Annotated in this window: 21 protein-coding genes; 8 read left to right on the plus strand and 13 right to left on the minus strand. The window is 61.5% G+C overall.

From position 1 onward, the window contains the following. Positions 1–124 precede the first annotated feature (124 nt). From E4O97_RS09690 to E4O97_RS09705, 4 genes are all read right to left on the minus strand, one after another. The gene (locus E4O97_RS09690) at positions 125–1,807 is read right to left on the minus strand and encodes a POTRA domain-containing protein (RefSeq protein WP_248161240.1); all 1,683 of its coding nucleotides are present in this window, start codon (positions 1,805–1,807) and stop codon (positions 125–127) included. Between the two features lie 186 nt (positions 1,808–1,993). Beyond that, positions 1,994–3,796 (minus strand): collagen-like triple helix repeat-containing protein, encoded by a 1,803-nt coding sequence (locus E4O97_RS09695; RefSeq protein WP_248130600.1) that lies wholly within the window; start codon positions 3,794–3,796, stop codon positions 1,994–1,996. Between the two features lie 300 nt (positions 3,797–4,096). Beyond that, positions 4,097–4,945, minus strand: coding sequence for a MaoC/PaaZ C-terminal domain-containing protein (locus tag E4O97_RS09700; RefSeq protein ID WP_078820200.1), 849 nt, complete (start codon positions 4,943–4,945; stop codon positions 4,097–4,099). Between the two features lie 2 nt (positions 4,946–4,947). Next, positions 4,948–6,300, minus strand: coding sequence for a 3-oxoacyl-ACP reductase (locus E4O97_RS09705; protein ID WP_032878079.1), 1,353 nt, complete (start codon positions 6,298–6,300; stop codon positions 4,948–4,950). Between the two features lie 105 nt (positions 6,301–6,405). Between E4O97_RS09705 and E4O97_RS09710 the strand changes: the two genes are divergently transcribed. Both E4O97_RS09710 and E4O97_RS09715 read left to right on the plus strand, forming a co-directional pair. Next, positions 6,406–7,683: an acetyl-CoA C-acetyltransferase gene (locus E4O97_RS09710; protein ID WP_078820201.1), complete on the plus strand. Its 1,278-nt coding sequence runs from the start codon at positions 6,406–6,408 to the stop codon at positions 7,681–7,683. A 134-nt stretch (positions 7,684–7,817) separates the two neighbouring features. Beyond that, positions 7,818–8,717, plus strand: a complete 900-nt coding sequence (locus E4O97_RS09715) for a PA4780 family RIO1-like protein kinase (protein ID WP_005784460.1) — start codon at positions 7,818–7,820, stop codon at positions 8,715–8,717. A 128-nt stretch (positions 8,718–8,845) separates the two neighbouring features. Here the strand turns inward: E4O97_RS09715 and cueR are convergent, their stop codons facing one another. The 3 genes from cueR to E4O97_RS09730 form a co-directional block, all read right to left on the minus strand. Beyond that, positions 8,846–9,247 carry a Cu(I)-responsive transcriptional regulator gene (gene cueR, locus E4O97_RS09720; RefSeq protein ID WP_003188242.1) on the minus strand — a complete coding sequence of 134 codons (402 nt, stop codon included), beginning with the start codon at positions 9,245–9,247 and terminating at the stop codon, positions 8,846–8,848. Beyond that, a complete protein-coding gene (locus tag E4O97_RS09725; RefSeq protein ID WP_248134905.1) occupies positions 9,244–11,445 on the minus strand; it encodes a heavy metal translocating P-type ATPase in 2,202 nt (733 codons plus the stop codon). Before E4O97_RS09725 ends, cueR begins: the two co-directional genes overlap by 4 nt. Positions 11,446–11,511: 66 nt before the next feature. After that, positions 11,512–11,892: a hypothetical protein gene (locus E4O97_RS09730; RefSeq protein ID WP_032878074.1), complete on the minus strand. Its 381-nt coding sequence runs from the start codon at positions 11,890–11,892 to the stop codon at positions 11,512–11,514. A 147-nt stretch (positions 11,893–12,039) separates the two neighbouring features. Between E4O97_RS09730 and E4O97_RS09735 the strand changes: the two genes are divergently transcribed. After that, positions 12,040–12,237, plus strand: a complete 198-nt coding sequence (locus E4O97_RS09735; RefSeq protein WP_078820204.1) for a cation transporter — start codon at positions 12,040–12,042, stop codon at positions 12,235–12,237. A gap of 88 nt (positions 12,238–12,325) precedes the next feature. Beyond that, positions 12,326–13,519: a multidrug effflux MFS transporter gene (locus tag E4O97_RS09740; RefSeq protein ID WP_248161242.1), complete on the plus strand. Its 1,194-nt coding sequence runs from the start codon at positions 12,326–12,328 to the stop codon at positions 13,517–13,519. Positions 13,520–13,527: 8 nt separating this feature from the next. Here the strand turns inward: E4O97_RS09740 and E4O97_RS09745 are convergent, their stop codons facing one another. Both E4O97_RS09745 and E4O97_RS09750 read right to left on the minus strand, forming a co-directional pair. Beyond that, positions 13,528–13,710 carry a hypothetical protein gene (locus E4O97_RS09745; protein WP_032878071.1) on the minus strand — a complete coding sequence of 61 codons (183 nt, stop codon included), beginning with the start codon at positions 13,708–13,710 and terminating at the stop codon, positions 13,528–13,530. A 146-nt stretch (positions 13,711–13,856) separates the two neighbouring features. Further along, a complete protein-coding gene (locus tag E4O97_RS09750) occupies positions 13,857–14,870 on the minus strand; it encodes a zinc-binding alcohol dehydrogenase family protein (RefSeq protein WP_248161243.1) in 1,014 nt (337 codons plus the stop codon). Positions 14,871–15,003: 133 nt separating this feature from the next. Between E4O97_RS09750 and E4O97_RS09755 the strand changes: the two genes are divergently transcribed. From E4O97_RS09755 to E4O97_RS09765, 3 genes are all read left to right on the plus strand, one after another. Next, positions 15,004–15,933 (plus strand): LysR family transcriptional regulator, encoded by a 930-nt coding sequence (locus E4O97_RS09755; protein WP_032878069.1) that lies wholly within the window; start codon positions 15,004–15,006, stop codon positions 15,931–15,933. Between the two features lie 134 nt (positions 15,934–16,067). Further along, a complete protein-coding gene (locus tag E4O97_RS09760) occupies positions 16,068–16,754 on the plus strand; it encodes a helix-turn-helix transcriptional regulator (RefSeq protein WP_032878068.1) in 687 nt (228 codons plus the stop codon). 100 nt (positions 16,755–16,854) lie between these two features. Then, positions 16,855–18,225 carry an MFS transporter gene (locus E4O97_RS09765; protein WP_032878067.1) on the plus strand — a complete coding sequence of 457 codons (1,371 nt, stop codon included), beginning with the start codon at positions 16,855–16,857 and terminating at the stop codon, positions 18,223–18,225. 137 nt (positions 18,226–18,362) lie between these two features. Here E4O97_RS09765 and E4O97_RS09770 read toward each other — a convergent pair whose 3' ends face one another. Next, a complete protein-coding gene (locus E4O97_RS09770; RefSeq protein WP_005784479.1) occupies positions 18,363–19,316 on the minus strand; it encodes an adenosine deaminase in 954 nt (317 codons plus the stop codon). 193 nt (positions 19,317–19,509) lie between these two features. Here E4O97_RS09770 and E4O97_RS09775 point away from each other — a divergent pair, with 193 nt between their 5' ends. Next, the gene (locus E4O97_RS09775) at positions 19,510–20,601 is read left to right on the plus strand and encodes a calcium:proton antiporter (protein ID WP_005784481.1); all 1,092 of its coding nucleotides are present in this window, start codon (positions 19,510–19,512) and stop codon (positions 20,599–20,601) included. A 74-nt stretch (positions 20,602–20,675) separates the two neighbouring features. On the opposite strand, the gene E4O97_RS09780 is transcribed toward E4O97_RS09775, so the two are convergent. The 3 genes from E4O97_RS09780 to E4O97_RS09790 all read right to left on the minus strand — a co-directional run bounded on the left by E4O97_RS09780 (position 20,676) and on the right by E4O97_RS09790 (position 23,602). Continuing rightward, positions 20,676–22,034: an 8-oxoguanine deaminase gene (locus tag E4O97_RS09780; protein WP_078820206.1), complete on the minus strand. Its 1,359-nt coding sequence runs from the start codon at positions 22,032–22,034 to the stop codon at positions 20,676–20,678. Positions 22,035–22,278: 244 nt separating this feature from the next. Next, entirely contained in the window at positions 22,279–22,965 is a 687-nt protein-coding gene (locus tag E4O97_RS09785; protein ID WP_005784485.1) for an SDR family oxidoreductase, read from the minus strand. 55 nt (positions 22,966–23,020) lie between these two features. After that, positions 23,021–23,602 (minus strand): YigZ family protein, encoded by a 582-nt coding sequence (locus E4O97_RS09790; protein ID WP_216090697.1) that lies wholly within the window; start codon positions 23,600–23,602, stop codon positions 23,021–23,023. Between the last annotated feature and the right edge of the window lie 6 nt (positions 23,603–23,608).

Below are 23,608 nucleotides of genomic sequence, written 5' to 3' on the forward strand. Positions count from 1 at the left end.
CTCGGTCTAATCCAACATCCTGGTCGGCCCTGAGGCCGCCATCGGGAGCAAGTCGAATCGTCGCACCGCCCCTCCCACATTTTTCACCGAGTCTGATCCAACAAATGGTTAAGGCCTGACCTTTTCAGAGCTGATAACTGAAACTCAGCGTATACCGTGGCCTGCGGTTAAAACTGTCCAGGGCGATATCCGACATCGGCTTGGCCGCCTCCAGGGCGATGTTGTAGTACTTGTTATCGCCAAAGCGTAACCCCACTGCCGCCGAAGACATGTCGCTGGCCTTGACCGGCAGGTCGTTGAACCAGGTCTTGGCGCGGTCGAGCACCACGTAGGGTTGCAAAACCTTCACCCAGTTGCCAGCACGGTTGAAGCTGTAGTTGACCTCGTACGCCACCCCCCAGCCCTTGTCGCCCGAGCCTTGATCATCAGGATAGCCACGCCCGAAATTTTGCCCGCCGAAGGTGGCACGTTCGCTGTCAGGCAGCGTGTTGTTGCTCCAGTACAACGCACCTGAGAGCACGCCTTGCCAGTTGTCGAAGAACTTGTCGCTTTGCACGCCGGAGAGGCGCAGGCGGAAGAAATCGAGGTCGGGTTTTGCCACGTCCAGGTCACTGCGCGCCTTGGCGCCCAAACCGTCGATGCCTTGGTACAGGCCGCCGCTGATGATGCGTAACCGGCGTGCGTCGGCCTTGCGCCAATCACCCTCGAAGGCGAGGGCGCGCAGGTTGGATTCGATGTCGAAACTCAGCGGGTAGCCCACCAGCTTGTAACGGGTGGTCTGGTCCACCACGTACAGGCGTGTGCCCAGGCTCAATGACTCGGTGGGAGAGGCGATAAACGGGTGGCTCAGGCCAATGGAATAGCGATCGATCGACTGGTGCGGCTTGAGCTCGAAGCCGCCGTCCAGTTGCACGCTGCTGTTGGGGTCGGCGCGGTAACGTTCGGCAGCGAGTGCCAGTTGGGTGCCTTCGGCATTGATGAACTGGTTGTAGTCCACACGGTAGTAATGCTCTTTGTCCTCGCCGGGCGGGAACAGGCCGCTGACGGTCAGTTGTTCGCCCATGAACGTTTGCGAATTGCTGGTGGCGCTGAGCAAGGCTTGCGTACCGCCACGGCTTTTCTGCACCAGGCTCATGCTGGTGGTGAAAGGTTTGCGGCTGGCCTGGATCTGCATGTGCGTGGCGCCATCGGTGGTGCCGGGCGGTGGCACCTGGGCTTGTACGGTCAGGCCGGGAATGCGGCTCATCAGCGTGGTGTAGCGCTCGAAGGTCTTGCGCGTCAGCGGGCGTTCGGCCAACAGTTTTTTCGCCAGTTTGTCGACGTAGGCCGACACCGAGCCGATGTCGCCGGTTTGCTGGTAGTCCTTGATGTAACCCTCCACCAAAACAACGCGGACCAGGCCGTTTTCGAAATTCTGCTGTGGCAGGAACGCGTAGGACAGCAGGTAGCCGTCCTCCTGGTAGCGGCGGGTGATGCCACGGGGTGCTTCGATCAATTGCGCGAGGTTGGTCTCACGGCCAATCAGCGGTGCGTAGACTTGGGCCGTCTCGGTGAGCGGGTAAATGGTGCCGCCTTCGATCTGCAGCTTGCGAATGGTGACCTTGGTGTCCATCAACAGGGGCTGGCCGGCAGTCGGCGGTGTTTCAGGCACTTGGGTTTGTGGTGTGGCCGGTCGATAGGCATCGGCGGGCAGGTTGGGTACCGGCAAGGTGCGCACGGTGTCATTGCTGTTCAAAAAGCTGGGAAGGGGCTCGGCCTGGGCGTAAGCGCTGAGGGTTAGCATTAACAACGGCGTTAATACGCGCATAGGACACTCCATGGTCAACTGCAGCAGCGCTTCGGGCCCGCCGGGTTCTGGGACTCGGTTCGGGAGGGTGGCGGCTCATCACACAAGGCGTCGCCCATAAAAAAGACGAGAGACTTATTTAGGGTCTCTCGTCTCAACCAAGCGTAGGCGCTGTAGGGGAGGCCGTCTAATCGGCCAGGTGCATTTCTATTTGCCGGTCAGGCCGTTCAACAAACCGCCCAGACCGCCAGTGGCTGTAGTGCCGCCGGTGGTTGTGGCAGTGCCTGTGGTCGTGGTGGTGGCGCCGATGTTCAAGCCACCGAGCAGGCCACCGCTGGTGCCGGTAGTGCCGCCGGTGACCAAGCCACCCACCGAACCTACAGTGTTGCCGACAGCCGTTACGGTGGTGCCCACTGCGTTGGTGATCGGGTTTGCATTGGCGGCAGTCAGGTTGGTGCCTACGCTGCTGACTGCCCCTCCCACTTGCGTCACCAGCCCGTTGACCGGAGCGCCAACGCCAGTGGTAGTACCAATGTTTTGCGTCAGCGCGGTGACGCCGGATGTGACCGGGTTAAGCGCGGCGCCGACATTGGTTGCCACTGCCGCGACCGGTGCCGTGGCGCCTGTGTTGGCGACACCTGTACCACCCAGCACAGTCCCTACCGAAGCGATGGTGTTGCCCAGCGCGCCACCGGTTACACCCGCTGCACTGACCGTGCCGTTGGTGTTGCCGACATTCAGGCCGGTACCGACGTTGCTGACCAGGCCGCCGACCAGTTCTGGAATGCCGGGAGCTGCGGTGCCACCGGTTGGGGCGACATAGCCGCCAGACTTGTCGAGCGTGCCGCCAACGCCAGTCAGCACGCTGCCGACCACGGTAGTGACAGGGTTGCCGGTACCGCCAGTACTGGCGACTTGAGTCCCCAGGCTGGTGACCGTCGAGCCGACTTTATCCAGCAGGCCATTGACTGGAGTGCCCAGGCCGGTTGCCGTGCCAAGGTTGCCGGTGGTGTTTTCCACCAGCGATACCACAGGCACCACTACTTTTCCGCCGAGGGTGTTGGTCAACGAGCCCAATGGGCCGGTGGTGCTGGCGGTACTGAGGGTATCGCCGAGCATGGTTACCGTAGTGCCGACTTTATCCACTACGCCGCCGACTGCAGTGCCTACGCCACCTGTCAGGCCGCCGACGACGGGTACACCGCCGAGGGTGGTCGACAGTGATTGGCCGGTGGTCGAAAGGCCGCTGCCCAAGTCAGCAACGCCGCCGCCGACACCTGCGACCGTAATGCCCAGCGAGTTGCTGCTGGTCCCCAGGGAACCCAAGCCTGTTGTGACTCCGGTGCCGATGGTGTTGACAGCCGTGCCGACCGAGGTGACCAGCCCGCCTGCTGTTGTGCCTACGATCGGAACCGCGGTCAGGGTGCCGCCGAGATCACCCACCGCTGTGCCTACATTGCCTACGGTGGTGCCGAGGGTGCCGGCGATCTGGCCAGTGATCAGTGGGGTGGTTGTCGAACCTGTTCCGCCGCCAGTGCCACCACCCGTCCCGCCGGTGCCGCCACCTGTGCCGCCAGTACCACCGCCGGTCCCACCAGTACCGCCGCCTGTGCCGCCAGTACCACCGCCCGTCCCGCCAGTGCCGCCACCTGTGCCGCCAGTGCCACCGCCGGTCCCACCAGTGCCACCGTCAGTGCCGCCCGTTCCGCCGCCCGTGCCACCAGTGCCACCGTCAGTGCCGCCCGTGCCGCCGCCGGTTCCACCAGTGCCACCGTCAGTTCCGCCGGTTCCGCCAGTCCCACCGTCAGTGCCGCCAGTGCCACCACCAGTCCCGCCAGTGCCGCCACCCGTGCCGCCGTCACCTGTGCCCGCACCTGCGCCAGCATCCGGCGATGACGCCGCCACGCTGGATTTATGCCCGCCGCCACCACTGCTGCAGCCGCCGAGGCTCATTGCCAGAATCAGGGCCAACGCGGTACTTGCTTTCCACAACACGACTTGAGTTTTCATGATTGAGTTCCTTGCACCTGGTACAACCTGGGTTGTTTCAAACCTTCGCTACTTCTTGGGGCAGCAATAGATTTGTCCGTGGTTCTATCTCAGGCCATGGCACTCTTTCGCACAACGCTCAACTTGGTATTAACAATTTATATACCCTAGGCATCGGTCAACTTAGCGACTAATACAAAGGGTGTATGGCAAGGATGCTTACTGAAATTTAGGTGATGTAAATCAAAAGGTTGAATAAATAAGCGGACCTCGTAAGGTCCGCTATAACTTTGGGTGTATATATACAATTAATCGGTTTTTTCAGGCGATCGGCTGCCACTTTCCGAACATATGCTCAATGCCGCCCGGCCCTTTAAGTTCCAACTCGCCACTGGAACCGGCTGCGCTGCTCATCAATATCACTTCACCGGGCAGGCGCACGGGTTTCCTGAACTCGACATTGATTTCAATATTGGCGGCCGGCAGGTGTTCTCCCAGCGCCGCGAGCGTGCGGGCCTTGTTCCACAGCCCATGGGCGATGGCTTGGGGAAAACCGAACAGCTTGGCCGTAGGCGCACTGAGATGGATGGGGTTGTAATCGCCGGACACGCGGGCATAGCGGCGACCGATATCGGTGGGCGCTTTCCAGCGGGTCAGTTCGTTGAGCGGCCCTGGGACGTGCACGCTGTTATTCAGCGATTCGCCTTCAAGCTTTACGCCACGACAGAGCATCTGGCTTTCGGCTTCCCATAGCAGTCCAAGGGCATCTTCGACCACGGTCGCAATGTCAAAGGTCGCGCCCTTGGCGTGGGGCTGTAGGTTGTGCGCGTACACACCGATGCTCAGCTCTCCCACGCCGCCCAGAGGCCGGTGAATGCGGATGCGATTGCTCAGGTGGACCAGCCCCAACAGCGGAAATGGAAACGCCTTGTCGGTCAGCAGTTGCAGTTGCAGACCGAACGCCAGGATGTGCGGGTAAGTCGCTGGCAGCATCGGGCTGTCGGTGAACCCGCAGACCTTGCGGTACGCCGCGACGGCCTTGGGATCGACGCTGACCCGACAGCGCCAGCCGCGTTCGGGCAACGTGCTGCCGGTGATCTTGCGCTTGAGTGCCGCACGCCAGTACAGCGGGAGTAGCGACGGTGTGCTGTCCAAGGTTTGCCATTGCATGCTTATGCTCCCAGAAGACTTTGCCCACACACACGCAGCGCCTGGCCGCTGACGGCACCGGAGCCCGGCTGGCCGAGCCAGGCCACGGCTTCGGCCACGTCCTGTGGCATGCCACCCTGGCCAAGCGAACTCATGCGTCGCCCGGCCTCACGCAGGGCAAACGGGATGTGTGCGGTCATCTGGGTTTCGATAAAGCCCGGCGCCACGGCGTTGATGCTGATCCCGCGTTGCTTCAAAAGGGGCGCCCATGCCTGGGCCAGGCCGATCAAACCGGCCTTGCTCGCGGCATAGTTGGTTTGCCCACGATTGCCGGCGATGCCACTGATGGACGCCAGCAGCACGACCCGTGCGTTGTCGTGCAGAGTGCCGCTGTCGAGCAGGGCCTTGGTCAGCACTTGCGGAGCATTGAGATTCACCGCCAGCACTGCGTCCCAGTATTCGGGCGTCATGTTGGCCAGGGTTTTGTCACGGGTGATACCGGCGTTGTGCACCAGGATATCGAGCCCGTCGGGCAAGTGTTCGACCAACTGGCTGGCGGCGTCTTCGGCGCAGATATCCAGCACCACCGTACGCGCATTCAGGCGTGCGGCCAGGGCTTCGAGGTCGGCCTTGGCCTGGGGCACATCGAGCAAAATCACCTCGGCACCGTCGCGGGCCAGGGTTTCGGCGATGGACGCACCGATGCCCCGGGCGGCGCCAGTGACCAGCGCCTTGCGCCCCGCCAGCGGGCGCGTCCAGTCTTCGACCGGGGTGTCGCAGGCTGACAGGCGAATGACTTGGCCAGAAATGTAAGCGCTTTTGGGCGAGAGGAAAAACCGCAGCGCGCCCTCTAATTGGTCCTCGGCCCCGTCACCCACATACAGCAACTGCAACACGCCACCGCTGCGCAGTTCCTTGGCCAGCGAGCGGCTGAAGCCTTCCAGGGCGCGCTGGGCGCTGGCGGCAAACGGGTCGCTGAGGCTTTCCGGCGCACGGCCGAGGATCACCAGGTGCGCGCTATGGTCTAGGTTTTTCAGCAATGGCTGGAAGAACTCACGCAGTTGCTTGAGTTGGTCGGTGTGCTTCAAGTCACTGGCGTCGAACACCACCGCCTTGAGCTTGGGGCCGTGCCCGGGAATCCACACGGATGCCGTCGAGGCTTCTGCGCCGTAGCTGTAGATGGCGTCGGTGAGCCGATTGGCAAACGCCAGCACCTTGCTCGTCAATGCGCCGCCGCCCAGCAACAGTGCGCCTTCGACCGGGCGCAGGCGTCCGGCTTGCCAGCGTTCCAGGCGTACCGGTGACGGCAGGCCAATGGCGGCGACCAGGCGATGGCCGAGGCTTGAGTTGGCGAAGTCGATATAACGGTCAGACATGGAACGCTCTCCGAAGGCTGGGGTTCAAAGGGTTGACCATCCCAGGGTAGCAGTCGTTCGACTAGGCTCAGTGATCAAGCCCATAACCGACAGAGGGAGCTTTTCATGACTCAATTGCGCCGAGTGGCGATCATTGGCGGTAACCGCATTCCTTTCGCCCGTTCCAATGGCCCTTACGCCACGGCGAGTAACCAGGCGATGCTCACGGCCGCCCTGGAGGGCCTGATCGAGCGCTACAACCTGCATGGCCTGCGCATGGGCGAGGTGGCCGCCGGCGCGGTGCTCAAGCATTCCCGCGATTTCAACCTGACGCGCGAATGCGTGCTCGGCTCGCGGTTGTCGCCGCAGACCCCCGCGTACGACATCCAGCAAGCCTGTGGCACCGGTCTGGAAGCGGCGTTGCTGGTGGCTAACAAAATCGCGCTGGGCCAGATCGAATGCGGCATTGCCGGCGGGGTGGACACCACGTCCGATGCACCGATTGGCGTGAATGAAGGGCTACGCAAGCTGCTACTCAAAGCCAACCGCAGCAAATCCATGGCAGACAAATTAAAAATTCTGTTACAACTTCGTCCCCAGCACCTCAAGCCGGAACTGCCGCGCAATGGCGAACCGCGCACTGGGCTGTCCATGGGCCAACACTGCGAACTGATGGCTCAGACCTGGCAGATCCCGCGTGCCGACCAAGACCAGCTGGCGCTGGAGAGTCATCAAAAGATGGCCGCGTCTTACGCCGAAGGCTGGCACAACGATTTGCTCACGCCGTTTCTCGGCCTCACCCGTGACAACAACCTGCGCCCGGACCTGACCCTGGAAAAACTCGCCGCCCTCAAGCCGGCCTTCGAGCGTAGCGAAAAGGGCACGCTGACCGCCGGCAACTCTACGCCGCTGACCGATGGTGCCTCCCTGGTGCTGCTCGGCAGTGAAGCGTGGGCCAAGGAGCGGGGGCTGCCGATCCTTGCGTACCTGCGTGATGGCGAAGCGGCGGCGGTGGATTTCGTCAACGGTGCCGAGGGCCTGTTGATGGCGCCGGTGTATGCGGTGCCGCGCTTGCTGGCCCGCAATGGCCTGACCTTGCAGGATTTTGATTACTACGAGATCCACGAAGCCTTTGCTGCCCAGGTCTTGTGCACGCTCAAGGCGTGGGAAGACGCCGATTACTGCAAGACGCGCCTGGGCCTGGATGCTCCGTTGGGGGCTATCGATCGCAGCCGGCTCAACGTCAAGGGCAGTTCTTTGGCGGCAGGCCATCCATTTGCCGCCACCGGCGGGCGCATCGTTGCCAACCTCGCCAAGTTGCTGGATGCGGCGGGCAAAGGGCGGGGGTTGATTTCGATCTGTGCTGCTGGCGGCCAAGGGGTGACAGCGATTATCGAACGCTGATTGCCAAAAAAATTGGCCCATTGCATGCATTCTGAAGGGGTCAGAGGTCGGTAGCCTCTCCCACCGGCGAGCTGATTGCCGTATAACGAGTGCCACACGCGTGTTTGGTAATACAGGACCCACAATAAAAGCTGATGAAGACTCCTAAACGCATTGAACCCCTGATCGAAGACGGTCTGGTCGACGAAGTGCTGCGCCCACTCATGAGTGGTAAAGAAGCAGCTGTTTATGTGGTGCGCTGCGGCAACGAATTGCGTTGCGCGAAGGTTTACAAGGAGGCGAACAAACGAAGTTTTCGTCAGGCGGCCGAATACCAGGAAGGCCGAAAGGTCCGTAACAGCCGCCAGGCCCGGGCCATGGCCAAGGGCTCCAAGTTCGGCAAGAAAGAAACCGAAGATGCCTGGCAGAACGCCGAAGTGGCGGCGCTGTTCCGCCTCGCCGGTGCGGGCGTTCGCGTGCCCAAGCCGTACGACTTCCTTGAGGGCGTGCTGTTGATGGAGCTGGTGGCCGACGAGTACGGTGATGCAGCGCCGCGCCTGAATGACGTGGTGCTGGAGCCGGACCAGGCGCGCGAGTACCACGCCTTTCTGATCTCGCAGATCGTGCTGATGTTGTGCACCGGCCTGGTGCATGGTGACCTTTCCGAGTTCAACGTACTGCTTACGCCGACGGGCCCGGTGATCATCGACCTGCCCCAGGCAGTGGATGCGGCGGGCAACAACCACGCCTTCAACATGCTGGAGCGGGACGTGGGCAACATGGCTTCCTACTTTGGACGCTTTGCCCCGGAGCTGAAGAAGACCAAGTACGCCAAGGAAATGTGGGCGCTGTACGAAGCCGGCACCTTGCACCCGGCCAGTGTGTTGACCGGTGAGTTCGACGAACCGGAAGAGCTGGCGGACGTAGGCGGTGTGATCCGCGAAATCGAAGCGGCGCGGCTGGATGAAGAGCGTCGCCAGGCGATTCGCGCGGCAGACGATGCGCCACCGAGCAAAGTGCCGGATGAGCCACCGCCGCCGCCTTGGATGCAGTAACTCAAAACGGCGCGTTCCAATGTGGGAGCTGGCTTGCCTGCGATGCAGACCCCTTGGTGTATCAGTGACACCGAGGTGATGCTATCGCAGGCAAGCCAGCTCCTACATTGGGTTTTGTGTTTATCCGGTCAGGCGCAGCAGTTCCCCGCCGCCAACTCCTTGAGTATCGGGCAATCGGGCCGATGATCGCCCTGGCAGTGCTCCATCAGGTCCTGCAAGGTGTCGCGCAGTTGCCCCAACTCGCGAATCTTGTGGTTGAGCTCGTCTATGTGCTGGCGCGCCAGGGCTTTTACGTCGGCGCTGGCCCGCTGCCGGTCTTCCCACAAGGTCAGCAGCTTGCCGACCTCTTCCAATGAAAACCCCAGGTCCCGCGAGCGCTTGATAAACGTCAGGGTGTGCAGGTCGTCGTGGCCATACACACGGTAGCCGCTATCGGTGCGATGGGCCGTTTTCAGCAGGCCGATGGATTCGTAGTAGCGAATCATCTTTGCACTCAGCCCGCTGGTGCGGGCGGCTTGGCCGATGTTCATGGGCGTTGATCCTCCAGGTCCTTGGGTTTCCAGGTTTTCAACAACAGTGCATTGCTCACCACGCTGACGCTGGACAAGGCCATGGCAGCCCCAGCCAGTACCGGGTTGAGCAGGCCGAAGGCGGCCAGGGGAATGCCGATCAAGTTATACACAAAGGCCCAGAACAGATTCTGTCGAATTTTTGCATAAGTCTTGCGGCTGATCTCCAGCGCGGCCGGCACCAGGCGCGGGTCGCCGCGCATCAGGGTGATACCGGCGGCGTGCATGGCCACGTCGGTGCCGCCGCCCATGGCAATGCCGATATCGGCAGCGGCCAGCGCCGGGGCATCGTTGATACCGTCGCCCACCATGGCCACCACCCCGGTTTTTTTCAGCTCGGCAACGGCGGCAGCTTTGTAGGCCGGCAGCACTTCGGCGTGCACGTCATCGATCCCCAACGCCTGCGCAACGACCCGTGCACTGCCGTGGTTATCGCCGGTAATCAGGTGGCTGCTGATGTGCTGCGCCTTGAGTTGTTGCACCGCCTCAAGTGCGCCGGGCTTGAGGGTGTCGCCAAACGCAAACAGGCCCAGCACACGCGGTTGCGCACCTTGCTCGATCAGCCAGGACAAGGTGCGGCCTTCGGCTTCCCATTCCTTGGCACGCTGAGCCAAATCGCCTGCGTCCAGACCGGTTTCCTCCAGCAGGCGTCGATTGCCAAGCGCCAGTGGGCGACCGTCCAGCGTACCGGCAATGCCGCGTCCAGTCAGGGATTGGCTGGCGCTCACATCGGCCACGTCCAGACCTTTCTCTTGGCAGGCATCCAGCACGGCCTTGGCCAGCGGGTGTTCACTGCCGCGTTGCAAGGCGCCGGCCTGTTGCAATAAGAGGGATTCATCGCCGTCCACCGCCGCCAGATGCGCAATTTTTGGCGCGCCGGAGGTCAGGGTGCCGGTCTTGTCGAACACCACGGCGCTCACGGCATGGGCGCGTTCCAGGGCTTCGGCATCCTTGATCAGAATACCGTGGCGTGCTGCGACGCCGGTGCCGGCCATGATCGCGGTCGGCGTGGCCAGGCCCAGGGCACAAGGGCAGGCGATCACCAGCACGGCGACCGCATTGATGATCGCGGTTTCCAGCGATGCGCCATACAACCACCAGCCCACTACGGTGATCAGTGCCAATACCAACACGGCCGGTACGAACACCTGGCTGACTTTATCCACCAGTTTCTGGATCGGTGCCTTGGCGGCCTGGGCGTCTTCGACCAGGCGGATGATGCGCGCCAGCACGCTCTCCGCGCCCAGGGCCAGGGTGCGCACCAGCAAACGGCCTTCACCGTTGATGGCGCCACCGGTGACCGGGTCGCCGGGCTGTTTCGGCACCGGCAGGCTTTCGCCGCTGATCAGCGCTTCATCGGCATGGCTTTGGCCTTCCACCACCTCGCCGTCTACCGGGAAGCGTTCGCCGGGTTTGACCAGCACCAGGTCACCGTGCTTCAAGGCATTGATCGCGACGTCTTCTTCGCGGCCATCCAGCACGCGGATCGCCCGTTCCGGACGCAAGGCTTCAAGGGCGCGGATGGCGCTGGCGGTCTGGCGCTTGGCGCGGCTTTCCAGGTATTTGCCCAGCAGCACCAGAGCGATGACCACCGCTGAGGCTTCGAAGTACAGGTGCGGCGTCACGCCGGGGGCGGCGGTGAGCCATTCATAGATACTCAGGCCGTAGCCGGCGCTGGTGCCGATCGCCACCAGCAGGTCCATGTTGCCGGCGCCGGCGCGTACGGCTTTCCACGCGGCGACGTAAAAGCGGGCACCCAGAATAAATTGCACCGGTGTGGCCAGGGCGAACTGTATCCAGGCCGGGAGCATCCAGTGCAGGCCGAAGGGTTCTACCAGCATCGGCAGCACCAGGGGCAGCGCCAGCACAATCCCCGCCACCAGCGCCCAGCGTTCGCGGCGCAGGCGCCCGGCCTGGTCGGCTTCGGTGGCGGTTTCGCTTTGTGGCAGGGTGGCGGTGTAGCCGGCCTTGTCGACTGCGGCGATCAACACGCTGGCATCCATCGGGCCGAGCACTTCGATATGGGCGCGTTCGTTGGCCAGGTTGACGCTCACGCGTTGCACCCCCGGCACCTTGCCCAGCGCGCGTTCGACGCGGCCGGCACAGCTGGCGCAGGTCATGCCGCCGATGGGCAAGTCAAATGTGGTGGATCCATTCATGGGGCAGTCCTCCAGAAGAAGTTGCCACTAGGATCAACCTTAACCTGTGGGGAAGGTCAAGCGTCTTCAGTATTCCAATGCGGCAGGTTTGAGGTACATGCCGTCCTGGCCCTGGGCAATACGCAATTTGCGGACATCACCGGCTTTCAACGTAATGTTCTGCGCCGCCGGCGCCAGCATCCCTGGCTGGCAGCCCGGGGACTGGCCTGGCAATAGCTTGAGGCGCAGCGACACGTTACCTGCGGGCAGATTGAACGAGGTGGCTTGTTCCTGGAACAGGCGTCCGGCCAGTTGGTCCTGAAGATACAGGCCAATTTCGCAATTGGTGGGTACTTCCAGGCGTTCGCGGGAAATGATCAGCACCGCATAATCTTCAGCGGCGAGAGCCTGGGGCGCAGCGGCAGACAAGCTCATCAGGCCGGCAAGGGCAAAAAACGACCAGCGCATGGCGAATGCTCCATGGTTCACAGCGAGGAAAGTTGAAGCTTGGCCGACGTCGCCTGCGAATACCAGCCCGGCCGATTTTTTTGAAACTTGACCTTGCCATCATGGCAAGCTTGAGACTGGGTTCAACCTCATCAAAGGAGTCATGTCATGCAAATATTCAATGTTGAAGGAATGACCTGCGGCCATTGCGTTCGATCAGTGACCCAGGCGGTACAGAGCCAGGACCCGGCAGCGAGTGTCGAAGTAGATTTGGGCGCTAAAGAAGTGCGCGTGGCAAGCAGTCTGCCCTCGGATAAGGTCATCCAACTGATCACCGAGGAGGGCTACACCGCCAAACTGGTGTGATTTTTTCTGATCGTTAGCGACCTAACGTAATGTTCACGGCACCCAAGCGCGGCTAGACTGTCGAGCTGCCGACTCACTTGGGTGTCTGATGAACCTTCGCATAATCCTGATTCTGGGCGCCTTGAGCGCCTTCGCGCCGTTGGCGATCGACTTCTACCTGCCGGGCTTTCCGGCCATGGCCACGGCCTTTGCCACTGACGAAAAACATATCCAGTTAACCTTGGCGGTGTATTTCGCCGGCCTGGCTATCGGTCAATTGATCTACGGCCCGCTGGCTGACCGTTTCGGTCGGCGCGTGCCGCTGCTCAGCGGCGTCACCTTGTTTACCCTCGCATCCTTCGCCTGTGCCTACGCGCCGTCGCTGGAGTGGCTGATCGGCGCGCGTTTCGTGCAGGCCCTTGGCGGTTGTGCAGGCATGGTGATTTCCCGGGCGGTGGTCAGTGACAAGTGCGACGCGGTGGGCTCGGCCAAGGTGTATTCGCAACTGATGCTGGTCACCGGCCTGGCGCCGATCCTTGCGCCATTGGCGGGGGGGGTGATGGTCGGGGTGTGGGGCTGGCAATCGATTTTCCTGGCACTGTCGTTGTTCAGCGTGATGGCGGCTATCGCCGTGGCAGTCGGCTTGCCGGAAACCTTCCCGGCCGATCAACCGCGCCAGCCATTGTCTGGTTCGTTGCGCCGCTACGGCTCGCTGTTGTCGGACCGCGTGTACCTGGGCTATGCCTTGACCGGCGGCATCTCGATTGCCGGGATGTTTGCCTACATCGCCGGCTCCCCCTTCGTATTTATCAAACTCTACGGCGTGCCTGCCGAGCATTACGGCTGGCTGTTCGGTTCCAACGCCGCCGGCTTTATCCTGGTGGCGCAGTTGAATGCGCGGTTGCTGGCCAAGCGTGGCCCGGCGTTTTTGCTGTCGCGTACGGTGTGGGTCTACGTGGCGGCGGCGTTGACGCTGCTGGGGATTGCCGCGCTGCGTACTGAGGCGCTGTGGCCGTTGCTGGTGCCGCTGTTTATCTGCATCGCCAGCCTGGGCTGCATTTTGCCGAACACCTCGGCCTGTGCCATGAGCGGGCAAGGCGCACGGGCGGGCAGTGCCTCGGCGTTGCTCGGGTGTATCCAGTTCGGCGTGGCGGCGGGTGCGGCGTCGCTGGTCGGCGTGTTGCATGATGGTACGGCGATGCCGATGGCCATGGTCATCAGCTTGTGCGGTGTGCTGGCGGTAACGATTGCAATGTCGACCCAGCGCCTGCAACGGGCAAGGGCCACGCAGGCGCAGGTCTGATAGACGGGTCAGCCAGCGGCAGAGCGCTGCTGGACGAGGGGGAAACGGTGGGGGGCCTGTATCCGCGCTTGCAGGGTGTCAACAAAGGCGCGGGCCTCGGCTTCACTGCGGAAGGTGATGGCTTCGCCGTCGAGACGAACCTGCCATTGGCTGCCTGGGGATTTTGCTGACGCTTTTATCAGGATCTTCATTGCTGACTTCCTCGCGTAAAAGACTCGTGGCAAAGGCGGCCAATATAAACCCGAATCCCCTTAAAAATATGACAAGGGTCAACTCTCAGACTAATGGTGTCGTCCATTACTTACATGAATAACGGACGACACTGACAGTCGTTTTTTCAGAACCCTTCCAGCACGATCTTGCCCTTGGCCTTGCCGCTTTCCAGCAGCGCGTGGGCACGGCGCACATTGGCTGCATTGATCACACCGAAATGCTCGCCCACCGTGGTTTTCAGGGTGCCGGCGTCGATCAGATCGGCCACGCGGTTAAGCAGGTTGTGCTGCTCGATCATGTCGTGGGTCTCGAACATCGAGCGGGTGTACATGAACTCCCAGTGCAGCGACAGGCTCTTGCGCTTGAGCTTGCTTACATCCAGCGCCTTGGGGTCGTCGATCAACGCCAGCTTGCCTTGGGGTTGCAGCGCTTCCACCAGTTGATCCAGGTGATGCTCGGTTTGGGTCAGGCTGGCGACGTGGGTCACTTGCCCAAGGCCTGCCTGTTTCAGCGCTTCGCTCAGCGGCTGGCTGTGGTCGATCACTACGTGGGCGCCCAAGGCTTTGGCCCATTCCTGAGTCTCGGGGCGCGAGGCGGTACCGATGACTTTCAGCGCCGTGAGTTGGTTGGCCAGTTGGGTCAGGATCGACCCCACGCCGCCGGCAGCGCCGACGATCAGCAGGCTCTGGCCGTGATCTTCCTTGCCTTCGGGTATTTGCAAACGTTCAAACAGCAGCTCCCACGCGGTGATAGCGGTCAACGGCAGCGCGGCCGCTTCGGCAAACCCCAGGCTTTTGGGCATATGGCCGACGATGCGTTCATCGACCGTATGCAGTTCGCTGTTGCCGCCTGGGCGCACCAGGGAGCCGGCGTAGAACACCTTGTCACCGGCTTTGAACAGCGTCACATCGCTGCCGACCGCCTTGACCACACCGGCCACGTCCCAGCCCAACACCTTGGCGTCGCCATTTTCCGGGGCGACGTTGTGGCGCACCTTGGTGTCCACCGGGTTGACCGAGATGGCTTTGACTTCCACCAGCAGGTCGCGCGGGCCGGCCACGGGCTCCGGCAGCTCTATATCTTGCAGGGATTTTGGGTCGTTGATCGGCAATGACGTGTAGTAGGCAATGGCTTTCATGAGGGCTCCGGTAAAAGGTCTGAGTGATATAGCTAAGAACGGGATGGGCAGATGATTGGCTATTTCCTACGCAGATAAAAGCGGCTAAAACAGCAGTCTGTTTCAACCAAATTTTGATAATTGGCGGAGTTCCATGCTGCGTTTTGATGATTTGCAGTTGTTTGTACGTGCTGCGGACCTGGGCAGCCTGTCGGCGGCGGCACGGGTGATGGACCTGTCACCGGCAGTGGCCAGCGCCGCGCTCAAGCGTATCGAACAGCAGCTGGGCACGCGTTTGCTGGCGCGCTCCACCCGCAGCCTGCGCCTGACTGCCGAAGGCGAGGGCTTCCTGGAATATGCGCGTGCGTCATTAAGTGCGCTGGACGATGGCCGGCGCTTATTGGCCAGTGGCCAGGATCATGTGAGCGGCGTGCTGCAATTGTCGGCGCCGTCGGATTTTGGTCGCAACCAGCTGTTGCCGTGGCTGGATGAGTTCCAGCAGCAACACCCGCAACTGAACGTGCGCCTGTTGCTGGGCGATCGCATTGCCGACCTGTTCCGCCAGCCAGTGGACATAGCCCTGCGCTATGGTGAACCCGAAGATTCCAGCCTGGTGGCTCTGCCCATCGCCCCGGACAATATTCGTGTGCTGTGCGCCGCGCCGAGCTACCTCGCCCGGCATGGCGAACCCCAGCATCTGGAGCAACTGGCCCAGCACAATTGCCTGCTGTACATGCTCGGCAGCCGGGTGCATGACCATTGGGGGTTTTATGACGGCAAGCGCCACGTGAGCCTGACAGTCAGTGGTGACCGGTTCAGTGATGACGCCGATGTGGTGCGGCGCTGGGCGGTGGCGGGCATGGGCATCGCTTACAAATCCTGGTTGGATATCAGCACCGACGTGCTGGCCGGGCGCTTGCGTTTGATCCTGCCGCAGCTGCAGGGCGAGCGCACACCGCTCAACTTGCTATGTGCCCATCGTGCGCAATTGAGCAAACCCATCAATCTGCTGCGGGAGATGCTCGTGTCCCGCTGTGCGACCTTGACGGCGCAACGACCGGGGCGAACGGCGACTGGGCAATAGCCTGCGTAATGATCGGAAATTTCACTCATACCCTGTCCTGATCCGAGCTGTCGGAGGCCGCGGAACCTGCTGCGTGCGCACCTATACTTTGGCGTCAACCGCAGCAGAAAAATGGTCTTACAGGGAGTGAATACATGGAAGCAGCACCTTGCATCAGTCAGATCGCCAGCTTGCTTGCCGAGCCCAAACGCACGGCCATGCTCTGGGCCCTGATGGACGGTTCGGCGAAGTCTTCAGAAGAGCTGGCAACGCTGGCCGGGTTGTCGCCGGCGTCGGCCAATGCCCATTTGGCGCGGCTGACCGGCAGCGGTTTGCTGCGGACCGAGGCCCGACGTGGCAAGCGCTTGTTTCGCGTGGCGGCTGCGGATGTGAGTGCCGCCATTGATGCGCTGGCCAGCACCACCATGGCCAGCGCGGCGCGCAGCACACCGCAAGCCTTGCCGCCGGCACTGATGGCACCGCAGTTGTTGCGCCGTGCCCGCTGGTGTCACGGCCATCTCGGCGGCGAGTTGGCGGCGCAGTTGTATCAACGGATGCTTGAGGCCGGATGGTTCGAGCGCCATGAGCAGCGTACCGAGGTTACGGTCAAGGGCGCGCAGCATTTGGCGGACCTGGGGATTTTTATCCAGGCCCTGGCAGCGCCGCTGGTGTGCGACTGTTTCGACTGGAGCCAGCAGCAACCGCATCTGGGCGGAGCATTGGGGGCGGGGTTGATGCAGCTGTTTCTGCAGGCCAACTGGATCAGCGTGATCAACGAGTCGCGTGCCTTGTCAGTCAACGAGGCAGGGCTCAGGGAGATCAGCCGGCTGGCGGCACGTTAAGCGCGTCGTTCAGAGCTGCAATCAGGTCGCATCCAGCAATAGCCAGGACAAACGATGCCGCACACTCGCCAAGGGGATTTTTCATACGGGGGGATGCGGCATGGTCAGGCAGGGTTATAGCGCAGCACAGCGGCTGGAACGGTTGCCCATCAGCGGTTACCACCGAGTCATCTTCATCATCATTGCCTTGGCGTTTTTCTTCGACTCCATGGACTTGGCAATGATGACCTTTCTGTTGGGCTCGATCAAAACCGAGTTTGGCTTGAGCACGGCCCAGGCCGGGTTGCTGGCCAGTTCGAGTTTTTTCGGCATGGTGGTGGGTGCTTCTCTTTCTGGAATGCTCGCGGATCGCTTTGGGCGCAAACCGGTGTTTCAGTGGAGCATCGTGTTGTGGGGCGTTGCCAGTTACCTGTGCTCCACGGCGCAGACGGTGGAGGCGTTGACGTTGTTTCGGATCCTGTTGGGCATTGGCATGGGCATGGAGTTTCCTATTGCTCAGTCGATGCTGTCGGAGTTGATTCCCGCCAAACGGCGCGGGCGTTACATCGCGTTGATGGATGGTTTTTGGCCGTTGGGCTTTGTAGCCGCCGGGGTGCTGTCGTACTTTTTGCTGCCGGTGATTGGTTGGCGCGACATCTTCCTGGTGTTGGCGGTACCGGCGGTGTTTGTGTTGGCCATCCGCTTCTTTATTCCAGAGTCGCCGCGTTGGCTGGAACAGGCCGGGCGCCACGAAGCGGCGGACAAGGTATTGCTGGGTATCGAGCAGAAGGTACGCGACTCCCTGGGCCGCGCCGATTTGCCGGAGCCGATGGCCCTGCCATGGGTAGAGAGTACGCCGGGTACATTCTTTTCCGCGTTCCAGCAGCTGTGGTCGGCGCAGTACCGCCAACGCACGATGATGATCTGGAGCGTGTGGTTCTTTGCCTTGCTCGGGTTCTACGGGCTGACGTCGTGGTTGAGCGCGCTATTGCAGCAATCGGGTTTCGCCGTGACCCAGTCGGTGTATTACACGGTGATCATTTCCCTGGGCGGGATCCCCGGCTTTTTGATGGCGGCCTGGCTGGTCGAGCGCTGGGGGCGTAAACCGGTGTGCGTCGTGACGCTGCTGGGTGGCGGGGTGATGGCGTTTCTGTATGGGCAAAGTGCTGTGTTTGGCGGCAATGTGGCCCTGCTGATCACCTCCGGGTTGTTGATGCAGTTTTTCCTGTTTGGCATGTGGGCGGTGCTGTACACCTACACGCCGGAGCTATATCCCACTTCGGCGCGAGCTACAGGTTCCGGATTTGCGTCAGCAATTGGCCGCGTAGGCTCGTTGCTGGGGCCGTTGGTGACCGGGTTGGTATTTCCGATAACCGGGCAGGGCGGGGTATTTGCCTTGGGGGCGTTGTGCTTTGCCGTGGCGGCGCTGGTGGTGTGGGTGTTCGGGATGGAGACCAAGGGCAAGACGCTGGAAGAGCTCACCCAAATCTAAAGGTCAGCGCAAAAACTATGTGGGAGGGGGCTTGCTCCCGATGAGGGAGTGTCAGTAAACACATCTGTGACTGACCCACCGCCATCGGGGGCAAGCCCCCTCCCACATTTAGCCTGCATTCGTTCAATGATGGCCGGTTATGGCTTTACGAGCCGCGCATCCAGGCTGTTCTGCGCCAGGCGTTTGGCCTGGTCCTGGGTCATGCCCAGGGAGGTATGCAGCGCGTGGAAGTTCTCGGTGACATAACCGCCGAAGTAGGCCGGGTCGTCCGAGTTCACGGTGACTTTCACGCCACGTTCGAGCATGTCGAGGATGTTGTGCTGGGCCATGTCGTCGAACACGCAGAGTTTGGTGTTGGACAGCGGGCATACCGTCAGCGGGATCTGTTCGTCGATGATGCGCTGCATCAAGCGTTCATCTTCAATGGCACGCACGCCGTGGTCGATACGCTGGATTTTCAGCAGGTCGAGCGCTTCCCAGATGTACTCGGGCGGGCCTTCTTCGCCGGCGTGGGCGACGGTGAGGAAGCCTTCGTGGCGGGCACGATCGAACACGCGCTGGAACTTGCTCGGCGGGTGACCCATTTCTGAGCTGTCCAGGCCCACGGCCACGAACGCGTCACGGAACGGCAGGGCCTGGTCGAGAGTTTTCTCGGCTTCGGCTTCGCTCAGGTGGCGCAGGAAGCTGAGGATCAAGCCGCTGGTGATGCCCAGTTGCTGCTCGCCATCTTTAAGCGCAGCGGCGATGCCGTTCAGCACGACTTCGAACGGGATGCCACGGTCGGTGTGGGTTTGTGGATCGAAGAACGGTTCGGTGTGGATCACGTTTTGGGCTTTGCAGCGCAGCAGGTAGGCCCAGGTCAGGTCGTAGAAATCCTGGGACGTGCGTAGCACATCGGCACCTTTGTAATACAGGTCGAGAAACTCTTGCAGGTTGTTGAAGGCGTAGGCCTTGCGCAGGGTGTCGACGTCGTTCCACGGCAGCGCAATCTTGTTGCGCTCGGCCAGGGCGAACAGCAACTCAGGCTCCAGCGAACCCTCCAGGTGCAGGTGCAGTTCAGCCTTGGGCAGGGCGTTGAGCCAATCGTACATAGTTAAAATCTCATCAGGTGCAATGGCGGCATTCTACAGGCCATGGCTGAAATAATCGGCAAAACCTGACCAGCAGGAGAGTATTTGTGTCACTCACGCAAGGGTGAGGTGAACTAAGGTGTAACGAAACGTTAGCGGCTTGGCGCAGTCTGTACCCCATCAATGACTGATTCGCTGCACGAAAAGGCCCGTAATGCTCACACACCTCAAGCAAGAAAAATTCATGCTGCTGGCGCTGATTGCCGCCATTGCGGCTTATCCGCTGGAGCACTGGATGCTCCACAGTGGGCAACTGGTGGCCCTGCTGGCCGGTGCTGCGCTGATCGCGTTTATCGTAATGGCCTCAATGCGCGTAGCCCATCACGCCGAGCAGTTGGCAGAAAAGGTTGGCGACCCCTACGGCACCATGATCCTGACCCTCGCGGCCGTATTGGTGGAAGTGGTGATCCTGGCGATCATGATGAGCAACGAGCCATCACCCACCCTGGTGCGCGATACCATTTACTCGGCGGTGATGCTGGATATCAACGGTATTCTCGGCCTGGCCGCCTTGATGGGGGGCATCAAGCATGGGGAACAGTCCTACAACGATGACTCAGCGCGCACCTACAGCGTGATGATCCTCACCGCCATGGGCGTGTCGATGGTGGTACCGGAATTTATCCCCGAGGCCGATTGGAAAATTTACTCGGCCTTCACCATTGGCGCGATGGTGGTGCTCTACACCTTGTTCCTGAGGATGCAGGTAGGCCCACACAGTTATTTCTTCAGCTACAGCTACCCGGAAAAACGCCGCAAGAAATCAACCGAAGAAGAACACACACCGCCCGTTAACCTCGCGTTCTCGATAGGCACGTTGGTGTTTGGCGTGATTGTGATTGGCGCGTTGGCCGAGGTGATGTCCAAAACCCTGGATCTGGGCCTGGAAGGCACGGGCGCGCCGCCGGTGATCACGGCGATTGTGGTGGCGGCTATCTCGGCCGCGCCAGAGATTCTGACGGCATTGCGCGCTGCATTGGCCAACCGTATGCAGTCGGTGGTGAATATTGCGTTGGGTGCTTCGTTGTCTACGGTGATCCTGACGGTGCCGGTGATGGAAGCCATGGCGCTCTATAGTGGCCAGCCGTTCCAGATGGCGATGACGCCGGTGCAGACGGTGATGGTGTTTATCACGCTGATTGTCAGCGCGATCAACCTCAACGATGGCGAGACGAATGCCATTGAAGGGATGACTCATTTTGTGTTGTTTGCGACTTTTATTATGTTGTCGCTGCTGGGGCTGTAACTGTTTTTGATGACGCCGTAGACCCAATGTGGGAGCGAGCAGGCCCCCCTCCCACATTTTGATCGGCGTCTGGCTCAGGTGCCGGCGATGAGTTGGCGAGCCGCCTGGGTGTGATCGGCGATCAAGCCTTTCAGGTCCAGGCCTTCGACTTGGCCGTCGATCACCCGCCACTGGCCGCCGATCATCACTCGATCCGCCCGGTCCGCACCGCACAACAGCAGCGCTGAAATCGGATCGTGGCTACCGGAGAAGCGCAGCTCATCAAGTTTGAACAATGCCAGGTCAGCCTGCTTGCCTACGGCCAATTCACCGATGTCCGTTCGGCCCAGCAACTGTGCCGACCCTTTGGTTGCCCAGCCCAGCACGCCTTCTGGGGTGATCTTTTCTGCGCCATAACGCAGGCGCTGAATGTACAGGGCCTGACGCGCTTCAAGGATCATGTTCGAGGCATCGTTGGACGCCGAGCCGTCCACGCCCAGCCCGATGGGCGCGCCGGCGGCAAGCAGGTCCAGGGTCGGGCAGATACCGGAAGCCAGGCGCATGTTGGAGCTTGGGCAGTGGCAGATCCCCGTACCGGCGGCACCCAGGCGTGCGATTTCATCCGGGTTGAAGTGAATGCCGTGGGCCAGCCAGGTGCGTGGGCCGAGCCAGCCGACGCTGTCGAGATAATCCACGGTACGCAGGCCGAAGCGTTGCAGGCAGAAGTCTTCTTCGTCGAGGGTTTCCGCCAAGTGGGTATGCAGGCGCACATCCAGGCGGTTGGCCAATTCGGCGCTGGCTTGCATGATCTCGGGGGTGACGGAAAACGGCGAGCACGGAGCCAGGGCAATCTGAATCTGCGCGCCGTCACCCCGCTCGTGATATTCGCGGATCAGGCGCTGGCTGTCGTCAAGAATGACCTGGCCTTGTTGCACGGTCTGCTGCGGTGGCAGGCCGCCATCGGCTTCGCCCAGGCTCATGGAGCCGCGGGTGAGCATGGCGCGCATCCCCAGTTCGCGCACGCTGGCTACCTGCACATCAATGGCGTTTTCCAAACCATCGGGGAACAGGTAGTGGTGGTCGGCCGCCGTGGTGCAGCCCGACAGCAGCAATTCAGCCAGGGCGACTTTGCTGGCCAGGGCGAGTTTTTCCGGGGTAAGCCGCGCCCATACCGGGTACAGCGTTTTCAGCCAGGGAAACAGCGGCTGGTTGACCACCGGGCCCCAGGCGCGGGTGAGGGTTTGATAGAAATGATGGTGAGTGTTGATCAGCCCGGGCAGGACCACATGTTCGCGAGCATCGAACACCTGCGTGCAGGGTTGTGCCGGTTCTTGGCCCTGGGCCAGTAATTCGGTGATCACACCGTCTTGCAGCACCAGGCCGCCACGGGCGTCGAGGCCATTGGCAGTGAAAATCGCGAGGGGGTTTTTTAACCAGATACGGGTCGCAGGCATTGGCCGGCTCCTCTGAATGATGGGTTCAGGTTTGCCAGCTCAGTGTTGCCCTGTCTGCTGATCCAGGGTCGCCGGGGAGGGCGAGGGGGCTAGATTACGTGTAGTTCATTACGGGGTCTAGCTGTAGGAGTAGGTACAGAGTGGGAGGGGGGCTTGCTCCCGATAGCGGTGGACCAGTCCACACAGCATTGACTGACACTCAGCCATCGGGAGCAAGCCCCCTCCCACAGGTTGATCGGTGTATTTACCAGGCGATGGTGTCGCCCTTGTAGTCCACGAAGTGATGGCCGCCCTTGCCGGTGTAGGCATTTACTTGATCCACCAGGCCGCGCACGCTGGTGTCGACGTCGATATGTGCGTTCTCTCCGCCCATGTCGGTTTTCACCCAGCCCGGATGCAGCGACAGAACCGTCGGCTTGTGGTCGCCCAACTGGGTGATAAAGCTGTTGGTCATTGAGTTGAGGGCAGCCTTGCTGGCCTTGTACAGCGCCAGGTCCGAACCGTCGGGAATGGTCACGCTGCCCAGCACCGAACTCATGAACGCCAGCACGCCGGTGTCTTTGCGGATCTGCCCGACAAAGCGCTGGGCCAGGTTGATCGGCGCCACGGCGTTGGTGAAAAACAGCTGGCCGACCTCTGCGAGGGTGGCGTGGCCTGGCTCCTGGTTCGCCGGGCCCTTGACGCCAGCGTTGACGAACAGCAGGTCGAAGGTGCGGTCTTTCAAGCGTTGGGCCAGGGCGATCACGGCTTGCTGATCATCCATATCCAATTTCTCGATCTGCACCGGGCCCACGGCTTTGAGGGCATCGGCCTTGTGCGGATCACGCACGGTGGCGGTGACGTCCCAGCCATCCTGGAGCAGTTGCTTGACCAGGCCAAGGCCCAGCCCGCGCGAGGCGCCGATGATCAGTGCGGTTTTTGGTGTAGACATGAAGGCTTCCTTTGAAGTCGCGGTTCAGGGAGTTCAGCGCCTAACAGTAGCAGTTTCAGCGTTGCAGCAGGATGCGCCCACGGCTCAGGTCGGCGAGCTGGGTTTGCAGGGTGTCGATGTGTGCCCCTGCCAGCGCAAGGTATAGCTCCACGCCGTTGGCGGTGAAGGTTTCTTCCAGCACTAAACCGCCGAGTTCGGCGACGCGCAGCTTCACCAGGTTCAGCTCGGAGAACCCACAGGCGCAGCTCAGGGGCACACGGCTGATCAGTTCGATGCGCTCGGCATTTTGCAGGCATTTGTTTGCGCCACCACCGTAGGCGCGGGCGAGTCCGCCCGTCCCCAATTGAATGCCGCCGTACCAGCGGATCACCAGCACCGCGACCTGATCGAACCCCTGGGCCTCGATAGCCGCGAGGATCGGTCGCCCGGCGGTGCCACCGGGTTCGCCGTCGTCGTTGCTGCGGTATTGATCGCCCAGCTTCCAGGCCCAGCAGTTGTGTGTGGCGTTCAGGTCGCTGTGCTGCTCGAAAAACGCCTGGGCGTCCTGCGGGCTGGTGATCGGCACCGCCAAGGTGATAAAGCGGCTTTTGCGTATTTCTTCACGAAATTCGCAAAAGCCTGTCAGCGTAAAAGACATAACTCG

This window comes from Pseudomonas sp. W15Feb34, from assembly GCF_023127765.1.
Taxonomy (GTDB): domain Bacteria; phylum Pseudomonadota; class Gammaproteobacteria; order Pseudomonadales; family Pseudomonadaceae; genus Aquipseudomonas; species Aquipseudomonas synxantha_A.

What these genes read in the sequence shown, in the direction of transcription:
- E4O97_RS09690 (WP_248161240.1), bottom strand. Translation starts at nt 1,807, where the DNA reads ATGCGCGTATTAACGCCGTTGTTAATGCTAACCCTCAGCGCTTACGCC.
- E4O97_RS09695 (WP_248130600.1), bottom strand. Translation starts at nt 3,796, where the DNA reads ATGAAAACTCAAGTCGTGTTGTGGAAAGCAAGTACCGCGTTGGCCCTG.
- E4O97_RS09700 (WP_078820200.1), bottom strand. Translation starts at nt 4,945, where the DNA reads ATGCAATGGCAAACCTTGGACAGCACACCGTCGCTACTCCCGCTGTAC.
- E4O97_RS09705 (WP_032878079.1), bottom strand. Translation starts at nt 6,300, where the DNA reads ATGTCTGACCGTTATATCGACTTCGCCAACTCAAGCCTCGGCCATCGC.
- E4O97_RS09710 (WP_078820201.1), top strand. Translation starts at nt 6,406, where the DNA reads ATGACTCAATTGCGCCGAGTGGCGATCATTGGCGGTAACCGCATTCCT.
- E4O97_RS09715 (WP_005784460.1), top strand. Translation starts at nt 7,818, where the DNA reads ATGAAGACTCCTAAACGCATTGAACCCCTGATCGAAGACGGTCTGGTC.
- cueR (WP_003188242.1), bottom strand. Translation starts at nt 9,247, where the DNA reads ATGAACATCGGCCAAGCCGCCCGCACCAGCGGGCTGAGTGCAAAGATG.
- E4O97_RS09725 (WP_248134905.1), bottom strand. Translation starts at nt 11,445, where the DNA reads ATGAATGGATCCACCACATTTGACTTGCCCATCGGCGGCATGACCTGC.
- E4O97_RS09730 (WP_032878074.1), bottom strand. Translation starts at nt 11,892, where the DNA reads ATGCGCTGGTCGTTTTTTGCCCTTGCCGGCCTGATGAGCTTGTCTGCC.
- E4O97_RS09735 (WP_078820204.1), top strand. Translation starts at nt 12,040, where the DNA reads ATGCAAATATTCAATGTTGAAGGAATGACCTGCGGCCATTGCGTTCGA.
- E4O97_RS09740 (WP_248161242.1), top strand. Translation starts at nt 12,326, where the DNA reads ATGAACCTTCGCATAATCCTGATTCTGGGCGCCTTGAGCGCCTTCGCG.
- E4O97_RS09745 (WP_032878071.1), bottom strand. Translation starts at nt 13,710, where the DNA reads ATGAAGATCCTGATAAAAGCGTCAGCAAAATCCCCAGGCAGCCAATGG.
- E4O97_RS09750 (WP_248161243.1), bottom strand. Translation starts at nt 14,870, where the DNA reads ATGAAAGCCATTGCCTACTACACGTCATTGCCGATCAACGACCCAAAA.
- E4O97_RS09755 (WP_032878069.1), top strand. Translation starts at nt 15,004, where the DNA reads ATGCTGCGTTTTGATGATTTGCAGTTGTTTGTACGTGCTGCGGACCTG.
- E4O97_RS09760 (WP_032878068.1), top strand. Translation starts at nt 16,068, where the DNA reads ATGGAAGCAGCACCTTGCATCAGTCAGATCGCCAGCTTGCTTGCCGAG.
- E4O97_RS09765 (WP_032878067.1), top strand. Translation starts at nt 16,855, where the DNA reads ATGGTCAGGCAGGGTTATAGCGCAGCACAGCGGCTGGAACGGTTGCCC.
- E4O97_RS09770 (WP_005784479.1), bottom strand. Translation starts at nt 19,316, where the DNA reads ATGTACGATTGGCTCAACGCCCTGCCCAAGGCTGAACTGCACCTGCAC.
- E4O97_RS09775 (WP_005784481.1), top strand. Translation starts at nt 19,510, where the DNA reads ATGCTCACACACCTCAAGCAAGAAAAATTCATGCTGCTGGCGCTGATT.
- E4O97_RS09780 (WP_078820206.1), bottom strand. Translation starts at nt 22,034, where the DNA reads ATGCCTGCGACCCGTATCTGGTTAAAAAACCCCCTCGCGATTTTCACT.
- E4O97_RS09785 (WP_005784485.1), bottom strand. Translation starts at nt 22,965, where the DNA reads ATGTCTACACCAAAAACCGCACTGATCATCGGCGCCTCGCGCGGGCTG.
- E4O97_RS09790 (WP_216090697.1), bottom strand. Translation starts at nt 23,602, where the DNA reads ATGTCTTTTACGCTGACAGGCTTTTGCGAATTTCGTGAAGAAATACGC.